Source organism: Candidatus Binatia bacterium (genome assembly GCA_036382395.1).
In the GTDB taxonomy this organism is placed as follows: Bacteria; Desulfobacterota; Binatia; order HRBIN30; family HRBIN30; genus JAGDMS01.
In genome coordinates, this window is the sequence record DASVHW010000457.1 from 15,816 (window position 1) to 29,875 (window position 14,060).

16 protein-coding genes and 1 tRNA gene are annotated in these 14,060 nt (G+C 63.6%); 5 read left to right on the forward strand and 12 right to left on the reverse strand.

Annotated elements, in window-relative coordinates; genetic code table 11:
• Position 1 precedes the first annotated feature (1 nt).
• From tsf to tolQ, 11 genes are all read right to left on the reverse strand, one after another.
• Positions 2-616, reverse strand: coding sequence for a translation elongation factor Ts (gene tsf, locus VF515_22605; GenBank protein HEX7410421.1), 615 nt, complete (start codon positions 614-616; stop codon positions 2-4).
• Positions 613-1,392 (reverse strand): 30S ribosomal protein S2, encoded by a 780-nt coding sequence (gene rpsB, locus VF515_22610; GenBank protein ID HEX7410422.1) that lies wholly within the window; start codon positions 1,390-1,392, stop codon positions 613-615. The genes tsf and rpsB overlap by 4 nt, the downstream gene beginning before the upstream one ends.
• Positions 1,393-1,469: 77 nt before the next feature.
• A complete protein-coding gene (rho, locus tag VF515_22615) occupies positions 1,470-2,951 on the reverse strand; it encodes a transcription termination factor Rho (protein HEX7410423.1) in 1,482 nt (493 codons plus the stop codon).
• Positions 2,952-3,079: 128 nt separating this feature from the next.
• Positions 3,080-4,009, reverse strand: a complete 930-nt coding sequence (locus VF515_22620; GenBank protein ID HEX7410424.1) for an RluA family pseudouridine synthase — start codon at positions 4,007-4,009, stop codon at positions 3,080-3,082.
• A 2-nt stretch (positions 4,010-4,011) separates the two neighbouring features.
• Positions 4,012-5,001 carry a bifunctional riboflavin kinase/FAD synthetase gene (locus VF515_22625; GenBank protein ID HEX7410425.1) on the reverse strand — a complete coding sequence of 330 codons (990 nt, stop codon included), beginning with the start codon at positions 4,999-5,001 and terminating at the stop codon, positions 4,012-4,014.
• Between the two features lie 14 nt (positions 5,002-5,015).
• Positions 5,016-5,786, reverse strand: a complete 771-nt coding sequence (ybgF, locus tag VF515_22630; protein HEX7410426.1) for a tol-pal system protein YbgF — start codon at positions 5,784-5,786, stop codon at positions 5,016-5,018.
• Positions 5,787-5,844: 58 nt separating this feature from the next.
• A complete protein-coding gene (pal, locus tag VF515_22635) occupies positions 5,845-6,333 on the reverse strand; it encodes a peptidoglycan-associated lipoprotein Pal (GenBank protein HEX7410427.1) in 489 nt (162 codons plus the stop codon).
• Between the two features lie 75 nt (positions 6,334-6,408).
• The gene (tolB, locus tag VF515_22640) at positions 6,409-7,725 is read right to left on the reverse strand and encodes a Tol-Pal system beta propeller repeat protein TolB (GenBank protein HEX7410428.1); all 1,317 of its coding nucleotides are present in this window, start codon (positions 7,723-7,725) and stop codon (positions 6,409-6,411) included.
• A gap of 11 nt (positions 7,726-7,736) precedes the next feature.
• Entirely contained in the window at positions 7,737-8,801 is a 1,065-nt protein-coding gene (locus VF515_22645; GenBank protein ID HEX7410429.1) for a cell envelope integrity protein TolA, read from the reverse strand.
• 60 nt (positions 8,802-8,861) lie between these two features.
• On the reverse strand, positions 8,862-9,278 hold the full coding sequence (tolR, locus tag VF515_22650; GenBank protein ID HEX7410430.1) for a protein TolR: 417 nt from the start codon (positions 9,276-9,278) through the stop codon (positions 8,862-8,864).
• A 10-nt stretch (positions 9,279-9,288) separates the two neighbouring features.
• Positions 9,289-9,957, reverse strand: coding sequence for a protein TolQ (gene tolQ / locus VF515_22655; GenBank protein HEX7410431.1), 669 nt, complete (start codon positions 9,955-9,957; stop codon positions 9,289-9,291).
• A 242-nt stretch (positions 9,958-10,199) separates the two neighbouring features.
• Between tolQ and gap the strand changes: the two genes are divergently transcribed.
• From gap to VF515_22680, 5 genes are all read left to right on the forward strand, one after another.
• A complete protein-coding gene (gene gap / locus VF515_22660) occupies positions 10,200-11,204 on the forward strand; it encodes a type I glyceraldehyde-3-phosphate dehydrogenase (GenBank protein HEX7410432.1) in 1,005 nt (334 codons plus the stop codon).
• A 10-nt stretch (positions 11,205-11,214) separates the two neighbouring features.
• A complete protein-coding gene (locus tag VF515_22665) occupies positions 11,215-12,390 on the forward strand; it encodes a phosphoglycerate kinase (protein ID HEX7410433.1) in 1,176 nt (391 codons plus the stop codon).
• Positions 12,387-13,151: a triose-phosphate isomerase gene (tpiA, locus tag VF515_22670; GenBank protein ID HEX7410434.1), complete on the forward strand. Its 765-nt coding sequence runs from the start codon at positions 12,387-12,389 to the stop codon at positions 13,149-13,151. Before VF515_22665 ends, tpiA begins: the two co-directional genes overlap by 4 nt.
• An 8-nt stretch (positions 13,152-13,159) precedes the next feature.
• Positions 13,160-13,558, forward strand: a complete 399-nt coding sequence (gene secG / locus VF515_22675) for a preprotein translocase subunit SecG (protein HEX7410435.1) — start codon at positions 13,160-13,162, stop codon at positions 13,556-13,558.
• A gap of 45 nt (positions 13,559-13,603) precedes the next feature.
• Positions 13,604-13,687: transfer RNA gene (locus tag VF515_22680), tRNA-Leu, on the forward strand.
• Between the two features lie 3 nt (positions 13,688-13,690).
• On the opposite strand, the gene VF515_22685 is transcribed toward VF515_22680, so the two are convergent.
• On the reverse strand, positions 13,691-14,060 hold a 370-nt coding region (locus VF515_22685), incomplete at its 5' end, for a hypothetical protein (GenBank protein ID HEX7410436.1).

Below are 14,060 nucleotides of genomic sequence, written 5' to 3' on the forward strand. Positions count from 1 at the left end.
CTCAGGCTGATTTGTCGGTCAGCTCTCCGAGTTGGAAGCGGGCGAACCGTCGCACCACGACATTCTCGCCGAGGTGGCCGATCGCATCGGTCACCACTTGGCCGATGGTACGCTGCGGGTCTTTGATGAACGACTGTTCCAGCAGGCAGGCGTCGCCGAAGAATTTCTCCAGTTTGCCGTCGACGATTTTTCCGACCACTGCTGCCGGCTTTCCTGATTCGCTGGCCTGAGCCCGATAGATGCTGCGTTCGGCCTCGATCGTTTCGGGCGGGATTTCCTCGCGACGGACGCAGCGGGGGTTTGCCGCTGCCACTTGCATGGCGAGATCCTTCACCAAGGCCTGGAATTCCGGAGTGCGGGCCACAAAGTCGGTCTCGCAGTTGACCTCGAGGAGCACACCGATCTTACCGCCGGCATGGATATACGAGCCGACCGAACCTTCACTGGCGGCGCGTGCTGACCGCTTTGCGGCGGCGGCTAAACCCTTCTCACGGAGGTGGACGACCGCCTTCTCCAGGTCGCCATCACTGGCGGCCAGTGCCCGCTTGCAGTCCATCATGCCGGCACCGGTCTTGTCGCGCAGATCCCGGACCAGCGCTGCGCTCACCTCACTCATGCCATCTCTCCCTGCGGCTGGCGCTCGGCTGCGTCCACCGCGGGTTGCTCCTCCGGCGTCTCGCCACCGGAGGCCTTGGCGCGCTCTTCGAGCAGGGCCTTGCCCTCCAGGACCGCGTCGGCCATGGCCGCGCAAAAGAGCCGGATGGCGCGAATGGCGTCGTCGTTACCGGGGATCCGGTAATCGACCACGTCCGGGTCGCAGTTGGTATCGACCACAGCGACCACCGGGATGTGCAGCTTGTTGGCTTCCCTGACGGCGATTTCCTCTTTCTTGGGGTCGATCACGAAGAGGGTGTCGGGCAGCTTGCGCATCGCCTTGATGCCGCCGAGCGAGCTCAACAGCTTGTCGCGTTCCCGCTGGACGCCGAGCATCTCCTTCTTCGTCAGCGCTTCAGCCATCGCCGGATCCTCGAGCGTCTCTTCGCACTTCTTCAGCCGGTCGATGCTCTGCTTAATCGTCTGGAAGTTGGTGAGCGTGCCGCCCAGCCAGCGGTTGTTCACGTAGAACATCCCGCTGCGCACCGACTCTTCGCGGATCGCGTCCTGGGCCTGCTTCTTCGTGCCGACGAACAACACCATGCCGCCGCCAGCGACCAGGTTGCGGACGAAGGCATAGGCTTGCTCAAACAGCTTCACGGTGCGCTGCAGGTCGATGATGTAGATGCCGTTACGGGCGCCGAAAATGTACGGCTTCATCTTCGGATTCCAACGGCTGGTTTGATGCCCGAAATGCACGCCGGCTTCGAGCAGCTGCTTCATACTGACTTCTGGCATAACTGGGTCTCTCCGTCTCGCCTAGTACCTGAACATCTCCCGATATCAGAAAGCTTCAGCTCACCGCAACCGCCGGCTCACTGATTCATCGAATCCAGGAACTCAGAATTGGTCTTGGTGTCGGTGATCTTGTCCATGACGAATTCCATGGTTTCCACCGGATTCAACTGCGCCAAGAGCTTCCGCAGGATCCATACCCGCGCCAGGACATCTCTGCCCAAGAGGAGCTCCTCTTTACGGGTTCCCGACCGGTTGATGTCGATCGCCGGGAAGATGCGTTTGTCGACGAGGCGCCGATCGAGGTGGATTTCCATGTTGCCGGTCGCCTTGAACTCTTCGAAGATCACCTCGTCCATGCGGCTGCCGGTGTCGATCAGGGCGGTGCCCATGATGGTCAGGCTGCCGCCGTCCTCGATGTTCCGGGCGGCACCCAGGAACTTCTTGGGCTTGTGCAGCGCGTTCGAGTCGACGCCGCCGGACAGGATCTTGCCGCTCGGCGGCACCACCGTGTTGTAGGCGCGTGCCAGCCGGGTGATGCTGTCCAGGAGGATCACCACGTCACGGCCGTGCTCGACCAGACGTTTGGCCTTTTCGATCACCATTTCCGCGACCTGGACATGGCGCGTCGCCGGTTCGTCGAATGTCGAACTGATCACCTCGCCTGCTACCGAGCGCTGCATGTCGGTGACTTCTTCCGGGCGCTCGTCAATCAGCAGCACGATCAGCACGACTTCCTTATGATTTCGAGTGATGCCGTGGGCGATGTTCTGCAGCATCATCGTCTTGCCGGTTCGTGGCGGGGCAACGATGAGTCCGCGCGTGCCCTTGCCGATCGGCGTGAACAGATCGATGAGACGGGTGGTGTACTCTTCGGGGTCGTGCTCGAGCTGCAACTGCTCATTGGGGTAGAGCGGGGTGAGGTTGTCGAACAGGATTTTCTCGCGCGCCTTCTCTGGCTCTTCAAAGTTGATCGACTCGACCTTCAGCAGGGCAAAGTAGCGCTCTCCCTCCTTTGGCGGCCGGATTTGTCCCGAAACCACATCGCCCGTACGCAGGTTGAAGCGGCGGATCTGGCTGGGTGAAATGTAGATGTCATCAGGTCCGGGCAGGTAGTTGTAATCTGGGGCGCGCAGGAACCCGAACCCGTCGGGGAGAATTTCCAAGACACCTTCGCCGTAGACAAAGCCGTTCTGTTCCGTCTGGGCGCCGAGGATGGCGAAGATCAGCTCCTGCTTGCGCAGGTTCGCCGCGCCCTCGATGTTGAAGGCCTTGGCGACCTGCGCCAGTTCGTTGATCTTCTTTTCTTTCAGGCTCTTGAGATTGAGCGCCCCCTCTTTCTGGGCCGTCGGTTCTTCGACAGTGATCGCCGGGGCTGGGGCTGGTTGCGGCGGGGGAGGTGGTGGTGAAGATGGTGGTGACGATAGCGACGGCGCCTCCGTCTTGGCGCGGACTCGAGCGTGCGAACCTTCCTCGGTTTCGTCGTTTCGGCGGCGGCGCTCGGACCGTGGGGCAGCGGCTGCCGCCCCTTGCTTATTTCTTCCGACGGCTTCGTCGGCCATACATTTGTCCCCTCTCTAGCAGCATGGTTCAGGATGTAGCGGCTTGGCGAGCGGGCAATCCGAGGCAGCTGATTTACCCGGAATGTCGATGTTACCCTTAAAAACGCTACTGAAACGGTTGCACATTGTCAAGCCGCGCGGGTGCACCGATGCCGCAGTGTGACGAGATCGGCCGGCAAGGGCGCGGTGAAACGCACGCGCTCCCCGGTGCCGGGGTGGCAAAAGGCGATCTGTTCGGCATGCAGCGCCTGCCGCGCTATCAAGACCTTGCCGGCACGGCTGCGAGTGCGACCGTACACGGCATCGCCAACGATGGGATGACCAATCGAGGATAAATGCACGCGAATCTGATGCGTGCGTCCGGTACGCGGAAACAAACGCAGCAACGTGATGTCGTCGCAACGCTCGACGACTTCGAAGGCGGTCACGGCTTCTCGGCCGCCGCGCCGAACCGCCATGCGGGTGCGGTGGATCGGGTTGCGGCCAATGGGCTCAGTGATCGTTCCGCTGTGGCTGCGGACCCGACCCCATACCCAGGCCAGGTACCGTTTATCGACTTCTCGCCGGCGAAACTGGTTGCCCAACGCCGTGAGCGTTGCGGGATCCTTGGCGATGATCAACACGCCGGAGGTATCTTTATCGAGACGATGCACGATGCCGGGGCGGAAGGGATCGAGGCCGGGCCGCGGCCCGCGCCAGTAATGCAGGAGGGCGCTCACCAGCGTGCCGCGCCAGTTTCCCGGTGCCGGGTGGACTACCATCCCCGGGGGTTTGTTGATCACTAGTAACTGCTCATCCTCGTACAGCACATCCAGCGCGATCGCCTCCGGCTCAACGCCGGCAGGTATGGAGGGTGAAACGGCACGCACGTCAATCGTCTGCCCGCCACGCAGGAGTGCCCCGGCCTTCGGCACCTGGCCATCGAGGTCGACGGCCCCGGAGGTGATCAACTTCTGCACGTGGGAACGCGATCCCCAGGTGCCGAGCGCGGTGAGGTAGTGGTCCAAACGCCGTCCCGCGCCTGGCGCGTCTACCGTGATGCGAACGCTCTCAGCCACGGCTATTCCGCCCGCGCCAACGCCTGCCGGGCCGCTTCGACATCGCGTGCAATCTGCTGGGCCAGGGCCTGCGGGCTCTCGTACTTCACCTCGCCGCGCAGCCGCTCCACAAAGCGAACTTCCACCCGTTGTCCATAAAGGTCTTCGTCGAAGTCGAAAATGTGCGCCTCCAAACTGCGCTCCTGTTGTGCGAAGGTCGGATTGAATCCCAGGTTGGCGACACCCGGCCGCGCTGTGCCACGTACCTGTACGCTGACGGCGTACACCCCATCCGGGGGAAGCACCAACCCGCCTATGCGCAGGTTGGCGGTGGGGAAGCCCAGACCCTTGCCACGGTGGTGTCCGTGGACTACGCGGCCAGCCACACTCGGCGTTTGGCCTAGCAAGAGGCGGGCCCGATTGAGGTCCCCGCTGCTAATGGCGCGGCGGATGGCGCTGCTGCTGACTAATAGGCCGTTCACATCCACGGGGCCGACCACCTCGACTCCGAAGCCGTAGGTCTTTCCGAACTGCCGCAAGGTGTCCGCGTGACCGGTGCGATTGTGGCCGAAACTGACGCGATGGCCGACGACGACGGCGCGCACGCCCAGCCCCTCCACCAGGAAGCGACGCACGAAATCTTCCGCGGTGATCTCGGAAAACGCCGGCGTGAAGTGCTGGACGACGATGGCGTCAACGTCGAACGCCGCGATGCGTTCCATGCGGCCCCGCCAGTCGGTGATCAGGCGCGGCGCATACTCCGGCGCCAACACGGAAACCGGGTGCGGATGAAAGGTCAGCACCAGCGCCTGGCCGCCTGCCGTCCGTGCCCGTTCCACCAGCCGGCGCAGAATTTCCTGGTGCCCGCGGTGGACACCGTCGAAGTTCCCCAGGGTCAACACGGGTGCGCTGAAGCGGCGGTCAACCCGCGCTAAATGACGGAGGAGCAGCATGATCTTCAACCACGGGACCGAAGTGCCGACGTCATCGCGCGCGGCCGGCGCGACGTCCACAACGCCAGCGTGCGCTATTCGCCGAGAGACGGCAGCTTCTGCCGAGCCTGTCCCGCCTCTTCCGCCTGCGGGTATTGGCTGATCAGTTTCTGCAGCACAAGCCGTGCATCGATTTTGTCGCCCGAATCGGCAAATGCATCGGCCATCATCATCAGCGCCGCCGGCACCTTGTCGCCCTTCGGGTATTTCAAAACTAAGTCGTTGAATTCAACGATAGCGCGACTGTAGTCGCGTTGTCCATAGTAGCAAGCACCGACCCAGTAGAGAGCGTTGTCGGCGAAATCGGACTTCGGGTTCTTGCGGACGAAGTCGCGCAGCCTCGGTACCGCTTGCGTGCACTGACCTCGCTTGACTAACCCCAAGGCCTCTCGATAGTCGCCGTCGACGCGAGCGCTCTGGGCCGCCGTCTCTTCTTTGGCCAATGCCACTTCCTGCGGGCTCTGGACCTTTGGTGCGGGAGGCGTTGGTGGTACGGCCGGCGCCGGCCGGATCTCCACCGGTGGCCGTTCCACTTCGACCGACGCTGTTGCGGCGCTGGGTGGTACCGATGGTCGTGCCAACTCCAGCGCGGCTACGCGCCCTTCAAGGTCGTTCAACTGCCGCGACGTGTCAGCGGTGGCGGGGCCGCCGTGGCGCTTCCCCGGTTCGCTCTGGTCGCTGCGAAGAATCTCCATGCGGCGCCGCAAACCCTCGATCGCGACCTGCTGATCGGCGAGAAGTGCCCGCACCGCCCGCTGGTCGTGCTGGACCTCGAGCAGATCCGCGCGCGTGGCGCAACCTGCCACGGCGGCCACCGCCGCACAGGCTGCGGCCGCCGCAAGACGGGGGATCCCGCCCCGAAAACTACTCGCTGACGACAACGAAGTGAACGCGCCGGTTTTTCTGCCAACAGCTTTCGTCATGCTCGTGGCAGAGCGGCAGCTCCTCGCCGTAACTGATGGTTGTGAGACGGTCGGCAGAGACGCCGAGCGCCACCAAGTATTCCTTAGCCGCGCCAGCGCGCTTGGTACCCAAAGCCAGATTGTATTCGACCGTTCCACGCTCGTCGCAATGTCCCTCGATCTCAGCTTTCGATCGGCTGTGTTCTTTCAGCCAGTTGGCGTCGTCGCGCAAGAGGCCGCGCGCCTGTTCGTCGAGCTCGAAGGAGTCGAAAACGAAATGGATATCTTTGAGCGGTCCCTCTTCACCCGGTCCTAAGGTGCCTTGCTTGTAGCGCTCAAGGCTGCCGCCACCGGCCAACCCTTCCTCGCCGAGTCCGCCTGCCGTGCCTGCTGCCGCGCCTTTTTTCTTCGCGGAGCAGCCCACACTCATGAAGGCGAGCAGCAACCCCATGGCCGCCACCGCACGCATCCGCCGCACAGACATCATACCCCACCTCCATTCGCATGCATCATGCGTTGTTTTGCCCTACTCCAGCCAGCGTGACCAAGTCGGACTGGTATCATCTCCCCCCCCACGAGTCAATTGAACTTGGCTCGATCCCGTGTCGTCCGTGATGAACAGCTTCTTGCGTCCGCTACGGGACGAGCTGAACACCAGGTAGCGCCCGTCGGGCGCCCAACTCGGGTCTTCGTTGTTGCCACTGCCCTGGGTCAACTGGCGCGTATCACTCCCGTCGACCTTGGCGGTGAAGAGGTTGAATCCACCGTCGGAACGGCTGACGTAGGCGATGCGGTCACCTTTCGGTGACCAGGCCGGGGAGGTGTTGTAGTTGCCGCTGAACGTCACCCGTCGTGCTTCCCCGCCGTCCATACCGACGACGTAGATCTGTGGTCCGCCGGCGCGATTCGAGCAAAACGCCACCTGCCGCCCATCCGGCGACCAGCTCGGCGACACGTCGATGGCCCAGCTGTCGGTCAAACGCCGGATCAGCTTGCCGGCACGATCGACGAGCGCGATGTCGGCGTTCCCCTGGTCCTCGATGGTCAGCGCGATCTTGGAACCGTCGGGCGAGAACTTTCCCGCCAGATTCAGGCCCGCCCGCTGCGACACTCCCACCTCGCGGCCGCTGAGTAGATCGATGGCGTAGAGATCCGGGTTGCCGCGCTTGTAGGAGGTGTAGAGCAGCGTGTGATTGTCCGGGCTCCACGACGGCGACAGGTTCAGGGTCTGCGTCTTCGTCACTTGCTGCAAATCCCCGCCGTCCGGGCTCATCGCGTAGATCTCTTTAAGGCGGCCATCGCGCGTCGAGACGAAGGCGAAGCGCGAGTCGAATGGGCCACGCTCGCCGGTGAACTGGGCCATGACCTCGTCAGCGAATTTGTTGGCCATGCGCCGGAGCTCGCCCACCGAACCATGGTAACGCCGTCCGCTGAGTTGCCGGCGCTGGTAGACGTCGAAGAGCCGGATCTCGAGGGTCAGGTTGTCGCCGTCGATCGCGTATGCACCTTTGACCAAAGCCAGCGCCCCGATGACAGACCAGTTGTCAAAGTTGATGCTGTCGACGGTGTAGCCGGACGCCTCGGGCTTTTCGATGTACGCCGCCCGGTCGAGAACCTTGAAGTAGCCCGACAGCGTCAGGTCGGTGCTGACGATCTCGGCGAACTGGTTGGCGAGGGGGCTCCCCGGGCTGCTGGCGGAGAGGTTCTTGAGCGGTGACACCGCGATGGGGTAGCTGCGCGCCCCCGGGCCGAAGATGGTCCCGCGTACTTGCGCTTCGCCCGTTGCCAGCCACCCAAACACTGCCGCTGTCACCACCACTGTCACCAGCCACAATCGATTCATCGTCTCTCCATTCACATCTTGAGGTCATCGGGTCTGAAAACCAGTTCGACGTCGCTAAACTCCTTGCGGTACGCCTCGGGCGGCTGAGGCAGGGGATTGGCCGCGCGCACCGCCCGTTCCACCGAGGCATCGTAACTCGGGTCGCCGCTGGGGTGTGTGATGCGTACGTTGACCACTTCGCCGGTTTCGGTGATGTTGAAGCGGACGGATGCTTCCAAGGCGCGGCTGGCGCCGGCCCAAGCCCAGATCTGTTTGATGCGATTGATCATCTGGTTGTAGTACAGCAGATACTCAACGCCCTTGACAGTGCCGCCCGCGCCTTCACCGGGTCCCACGGAGATCGGCCCGCCGGGCTGCTCCGCGACTTTGCTGCCGGTGCCGGCGCCACGTTTGCCCACCTGTTCCTCGACGCGCTTGATGGCGGCGGCGAGGCGATCGTCACGCTGGCGTGCCGCCGCGGCTTCCTTGGCGGCGCCTTTGGCAGCTTCGGCCGCCTTCTTGGATTCCGTTGGTGCCTCCGGTTTTGCCGGTTCGGCCTTCGCCACGGCCTTCGGCTGTCCCGCCGGCTTGGCTGGCGGAGTGGGCGCTGGCCTGGCGACTGTCGGTGCAGGTGGCGGTTCGACCTTTTTCACTCTTGCCGCCAGCACGGCTTCATTCTCTTTCGGCTTGGCCTCGGGCTTTGGCGGCTCCGGCTTCGGTTGCGGCTTAGGTGCCTCCTTTACCGGTTCTGGCGGCGGCGGTTCAACCTTCTGGGGCTCCGGCTTGGGTTGTGGCGGCTTGGGCTCCTCGACCTTTGGTGGTGGCTTCGGCGGTTCCACCTTGGGAGCGGCCGCCAAAGGCGCTCCTTCGACTCGGCCTTTGCCACCGGCGATCACGTTGGTGCCGCCGATATGGTCGGGTGCAATCAGGTCCACCGTGTACGACCTCAGTGCCGGGGGCCGGTGCAAGAACGTGTGGGGGAGCAGCAGCAGCAGGGTGATGAACAAGAGGTGAGCGGCACCGGAGGCCAGCACCATCCACCACAGTCCGCGGTCCCACTCGGGTTGACCGACCGGGACGGGAAAGTCGTCGGTCATGGTCGGTTCACCGGTCCGGTGGCGGGCTGCCGGAAGGGAAGGGGGGAGTCATCCGGAGGCCTAGCGGTGGTCTTCCGCCGGTGGCTCAGTGACCATCCCGAGTCGTTCCACGCCGGCTCCTTTGACGGTGGCGATGACTCGCATCACCTCGCCGTAGCGGACGCTTTGGTCGGCGCGCAGGAAGACCTGACCGTCGGGCCGAGTTTTGAGGATCGCCTGCAGCTTGGGTCCCAGTTCGGAAATAGTCATCGGCGTGTCGTTCAAATACACCTGCCCGCTGCGATTCACGGCGACCACGAGTTGTTGCTCTTCCCCTGTGAGCGCTGCCGCTTTCACCTTGGGCAGGTTGATGTTCACGCCTTGTTGCAGGATCGGCGCCGTGACCATGAAGATCACTAGTAGGACCAGCATTACGTCCACCAGTGGCGTCACATTGATGTTCGAGATCGCCCCTCCGCCCTGTTCCTCGAAGGCCATCGGCCTGCTCCTACTTCAAAAAGTGACGTTCGGCGATGTTGAGAAATTCAGACGAGAAATTCTCCATTTCTGCCGACAGCACGCGAATCTGACGCGCGAAATGGTTGTACGCTATCACGGCGGGGATGGCAGCCACTAGGCCGCTGGCGGTGGCGATGAGCGCCTCGGCGATGCCGGGGGCGACTGCTTGAATGCTGGAGGATTGCGTGACGCTGAGGCCGCGAAACGCCGTCATGATCCCCCACACGGTTCCGAACAAGCCGATGAACGGCGTGGCGCTGGCCGTGGTCGCCAGAAACGTCAGGGCCCGTTCCAACCGCGTGATCTCCTGATTGATGGCGCGTTTCATCGCCCGCTCGACGTTCTCGATGCCGCCCAGCTCGGTGGTGAGCGCGGCTTCACCGGGGTTGTTCTGGCGCTTGGCCCGGGTCAGGCGGACCAGCTCCTGGTAGCCGGAGCGGAACACCTGCGCCACCGGGCTCTGCTTCAGCTCCTGACTGGCGGTGTGAATGGTGGTGAGATTCTTCGTGTCCCAGAAGATCTCAATGAAGCGTGCCGATTGTCGTCGCGCCACCCGCATCTGGCGGAGCTTGTAGAAAATGATCCCCCAGCTGAACACGGAGAAGAGAATCAAAACGTAGAGTACGAACTGGACCACGGGTCCAGCGCTGGTCACCATGGTGACCAGCCCTTCCTGCCGCAATGCACCCTCGCTCTGAGCGAAAGCGGCAGGAGCGAATGCCAAGAACATATACCGCCCTCTCGCCACCCAAATGAGCAGACGCTAGTATATGGGTCCTGGCGAGTCAACGTGCTGCGGCCTGCTGTGTGCTGCGGCCTGCCTGCGGCCTGCCTTGACTGCTTGGAACGAAGGTGGTTTACGAAGATCCTTCTGACTGACGCGTATTTTGGGAGACAAGGATGAGCATTAAGGTTGGTATCAACGGCTTTGGGCGAATCGGGCGAAACGTGTTGCGCGCCTGCTGGGAGGATCGCGACTTCGAATTCGTGGCGGTGAACGACATCACCAGCGCCCAAACGCTGGCGCATCTGTTGAAATACGACTCGGTCCACGGACGCTTTGCCCAGCCGGTGACTGCCGAGAAGGATGGGCTGGTCATCGGTGGACGCAAGGTTCGCGCGCTGAGCGAACGTGACCCCGCCAAGCTGCCCTGGGGCGAGCTGGGTGTGCAGGTTGTCCTCGAATGCAGCGGCTTGTTCACTTCCAAGGACAAGGCTGCGGTGCACTTGGCCGGCGGTGCGAAGAAAGTGCTCATATCGGCGCCGGCCAAGGGCGTTGATCTCACGATCTGTTACGGCGTCAACCACACCACCTACCGCAAGAACGACCACCACGTTCTGTCGAATGCCTCCTGCACCACCAATTGTCTGGCGCCGGTGGCTAAGGTGCTGCACGAGCACTTCGGCATCCGCCGCGCGCTGATGACCACGGTGCATTCCTACACCAACGATCAGCGCATCCTCGACCTGCCGCATTCCGACCTGCGCCGCGCCCGAGCCGCCGCCTTGTCGATGATTCCGACGACCACAGGAGCGGCGCGTGCCGTTGGTGAGGTCTTGCCCGAACTGAAGGGGCGCCTCGACGGCATGGCCGTTCGCGTGCCGACAGCGAACGTATCATTGGTCGATTTGGTGGCGGAGCTGGACAAGAAGACGACCGAAGCCGAGATCAACCAGGCCATGCAAGCGGCGGCGGAGGGGCCGCTGAAGGGCGTCCTCGCCTACTGTACCGAACCGCTGGTGTCGATCGACTTCAACGGCAGTCCGTTCTCTTCGATCTTCGACGCGGAGTTGACCAAGGTGATGGACGGCAACTTCATCAAGATCCTCTCCTGGTACGACAACGAGTGGGGCTTCTCCAAGCGCATGGGGGACGTGACGAAGTTGATCGGCGGTAGTCTCTGAGGGCAGGGGCGTGCGCAGCATCGATCAAATCGCGCTCGCCAATACGCGCACCTTCATCCGCGTGGACTTCAACGTGCCGCTGAAGAACGGTGTGGTCGCCGATGCCACCCGTATCGAGGCGGCGCTGCCGACGCTGCGCTATGCCTGCGACCACGGGGCGCGGCTGGTTCTCGCATCACATCTCGGCCGGCCGAAGGGAAAACCCCAGCCCGAGTTCAGTCTGGCGCCGGTCGCCGTCAGCCTCTCCAAGCTGTGCGGACAGGAGGTGCGGTTGGCGCCGGATTGCGTCGGCGATGAGGTCGAGCGGCTGGTGAACGCCCTGGCGCCGGGCGCCGTCCTGCTCCTCGAAAACCTGCGCTTCCACCCGGAGGAAGAGGCCAACGACGACGGCTTTTCCCGACAGTTGGCGCGCCTGGCCGATGTCTACATCAATGATGCGTTCGGGACGGCGCACCGCGCCCATGCCTCGACCGTCGGCATGGTGCGCTACGTGAAGGAACGCGGTGCCGGCTTCCTGATGCAAAAGGAATGCGAGTACCTGGGCCGGGTGCTGCATGACCCGCAACGTCCGGTGATCGCGATCCTCGGCGGGGCCAAGGTCTCCGACAAGATCAAGGTGGTCGATCACCTGATCGACAAGGTCGACGGCCTGCTGATCGGCGGCGCCATGGCGTACACGTTCCTGCTGGCGCAGGGCAAGGCGGTCGGCACGTCGCGGGTCGAAAGCGATATGCTCGAGGTGTCGCGGGCGGCGCTCGCCAAAGCCGCGCAGCGGGGGATCCCCCTGCTCCTGCCGGTGGATCACGTTGTTGCCGACGCGCCCGAGGCGGAGGGCGCTGCCAGCGTCGTGGCGGGGGATATACCGTCGGGCAAGATGGGTCTGGACATCGGCCCGCAAACCGTGCGCCGGTTCCGTGAAGAGATCGGCCGCGCCCGCACGATTTTCTGGAACGGTCCCCTCGGCCTGTTCGAGAAGAAGGCATTTGCGGCCGGCACGATGGCCATCGCCGAAGCCCTGGCGACAAGCAGTGCCGTCACCGTGGTCGGGGGCGGCGATTCGATTGCGGCGCTGTCCGCATCGGGGTGCGCGGACAAGATCAGCCACATCTCTACCGGCGGCGGCGCATCGCTGGAGTTCCTGGAAGGCCGCACGCTGCCTGGCGTTGCCGCCCTGGAGGCGCGATGAGTCTGTCACGCGTGCCGCTGATCGCCGGCAACTGGAAGATGTACGGCACGCGGCGGGAGGCCGTGGCCTTGGCCGAGGGCATCAAGGCCGGTATGGCCGATGTGTCGGGGCGCGATGTATTGGTAGCTCCGCCGTTCACGGCGCTGGAGCCGGTTGCCGCTGCCTTGCAGGGCAGCCAGGTGTTGGTGGCGGGGCAGAACCTGCACTGGGAGCCCAAGGGGGCGTTCACCGGCGAGGTCTCGGGGCCGATGTTGCGCGAGGCCGGCTGTACACACGTCATCATCGGGCACTCCGAGCGGCGCCAGTACTTCGGCGAGACGGACGAGACGGTGGCGAAGAAGGTGGCGAGCGCGCAGGCGCATGGCCTGGTGCCGATCGTGTGCGTCGGCGAGAGCTTGGAGGAGCGCGAGGCGCGCCGCACCCTGGCAGTGGTCGAGCGGCAGCTGCGTCACGGATTGCTGAAGCGGGATGCGGCTGCTATACGGGCGCTGGTCATAGCGTATGAACCGGTGTGGGCGATCGGCACGGGGAAGGTCGCGACCCCAGAGCAAGCGCAAGAGGTTCACGCGTTCATTCGTCGGATGCTGGCTGAGTTGGGCGGTGCGGAAGCGGGGCTGGCCTGCCGGGTGTTGTATGGCGGCAGCGTCAAACCGGACAATATCGACGTCTTGATGCGGCAGCCGGACATCGATGGTGCGTTGGTGGGTGGCGCCAGCTTGCAGGTTGAGTCGTTCGTGCGCATAGTCAAGTTCGTCGCTTGAGGGAAAGCATGTTCACGTTGATTGTGATTATTCACGTTATCTGCTGTTTGTTCCTGATCGGAGTCGTGCTCTTGCAGCAAGGGAAGGGCGCCGACATGGGGGCGGTCTTTGGCGGCAGCAGTTCGACCATCTTCGGCAGCAGCGGGGCGGGAAACTTCCTGACGCGCCTGACCACCGGCGCGGCGGTGGTCTTCATGTTGACCTCGCTGACCTTGACCTACGCCTCGGCGCGCCGGCTCAGTTCGACGGTGTTCGACGCCGGCCCGCTGCCCGAGCCGCCACCGCTGAGCGCGCCGGCCAATCCGGAAGGCCAGCCGCCGGCAGCCGAACCACAAGGGGCACAGCCCCCAGCCGCCGCACCGGTACCGCAGGCCGCCGCGCCCGCGGAGCCGCCGCCGGCGAACTAGGCCCGAGCACGACTCACGATTCACGAGCACGAATCACGATCCCATGCGAGGATGGCGGAACAGGCAGACGCGCTAGTTTGAGGGGCTAGTGGGGTAAAACCCGTGGGGGTTCAAGTCCCCCTCCTCGCATCCTTATTCCCTCGAAATCCCGGAAGCTTGTTCCGCCCCCGACCTTTGGGGGGCCAATTGGGGGGCCAAATCGGCGAGTTTTCGGAGTTGATCGGCCCCCTCACTTCGCATCCATTTGCCGTAGTGCTTCCGGAGCGTCTCGAACCGCACCCCCGTTTGCTCTTCGAGCCAGACGGGATTCATCCCACGCGACATCAACAAGGAGACGTAGCTATCTTTCGTCGAGTACAAACCGCGGACCGGCAGCCCGAGCACCCGGAGGCAGTGATACCAGTGCGTCGAGAACGCCTTCGGTTCGATCGGCCTACCATCCAGGTTCGTGAACACCGCCGCATCCGGCCGCAGGTTTAGCGGTTGGATCTCTCGAAGGATC

Bases quoted from the DNA above. Each gene is read 5' to 3' on its own strand.
- pal (HEX7410427.1), bottom strand. From the start codon at position 6,333: ATGGGGTTGCTGCTCGCCTTCATGAGTGTGGGCTGCTCCGCGAAGAAA.
- tolQ (HEX7410431.1), bottom strand. From the start codon at position 9,957: ATGGTGACCAGCGCTGGACCCGTGGTCCAGTTCGTACTCTACGTTTTG.
- VF515_22645 (HEX7410429.1), bottom strand. From the start codon at position 8,801: ATGACCGACGACTTTCCCGTCCCGGTCGGTCAACCCGAGTGGGACCGC.
- tolR (HEX7410430.1), bottom strand. From the start codon at position 9,278: ATGGCCTTCGAGGAACAGGGCGGAGGGGCGATCTCGAACATCAATGTG.
- rpsB (HEX7410422.1), bottom strand. From the start codon at position 1,392: ATGCCAGAAGTCAGTATGAAGCAGCTGCTCGAAGCCGGCGTGCATTTC.
- rho (HEX7410423.1), bottom strand. From the start codon at position 2,951: ATGGCCGACGAAGCCGTCGGAAGAAATAAGCAAGGGGCGGCAGCCGCT.
- tsf (HEX7410421.1), bottom strand. From the start codon at position 616: ATGAGTGAGGTGAGCGCAGCGCTGGTCCGGGATCTGCGCGACAAGACC.
- tpiA (HEX7410434.1), top strand. From the start codon at position 12,387: ATGAGTCTGTCACGCGTGCCGCTGATCGCCGGCAACTGGAAGATGTAC.
- gap (HEX7410432.1), top strand. From the start codon at position 10,200: ATGAGCATTAAGGTTGGTATCAACGGCTTTGGGCGAATCGGGCGAAAC.
- secG (HEX7410435.1), top strand. From the start codon at position 13,160: ATGTTCACGTTGATTGTGATTATTCACGTTATCTGCTGTTTGTTCCTG.
- tolB (HEX7410428.1), bottom strand. From the start codon at position 7,725: ATGAATCGATTGTGGCTGGTGACAGTGGTGGTGACAGCGGCAGTGTTT.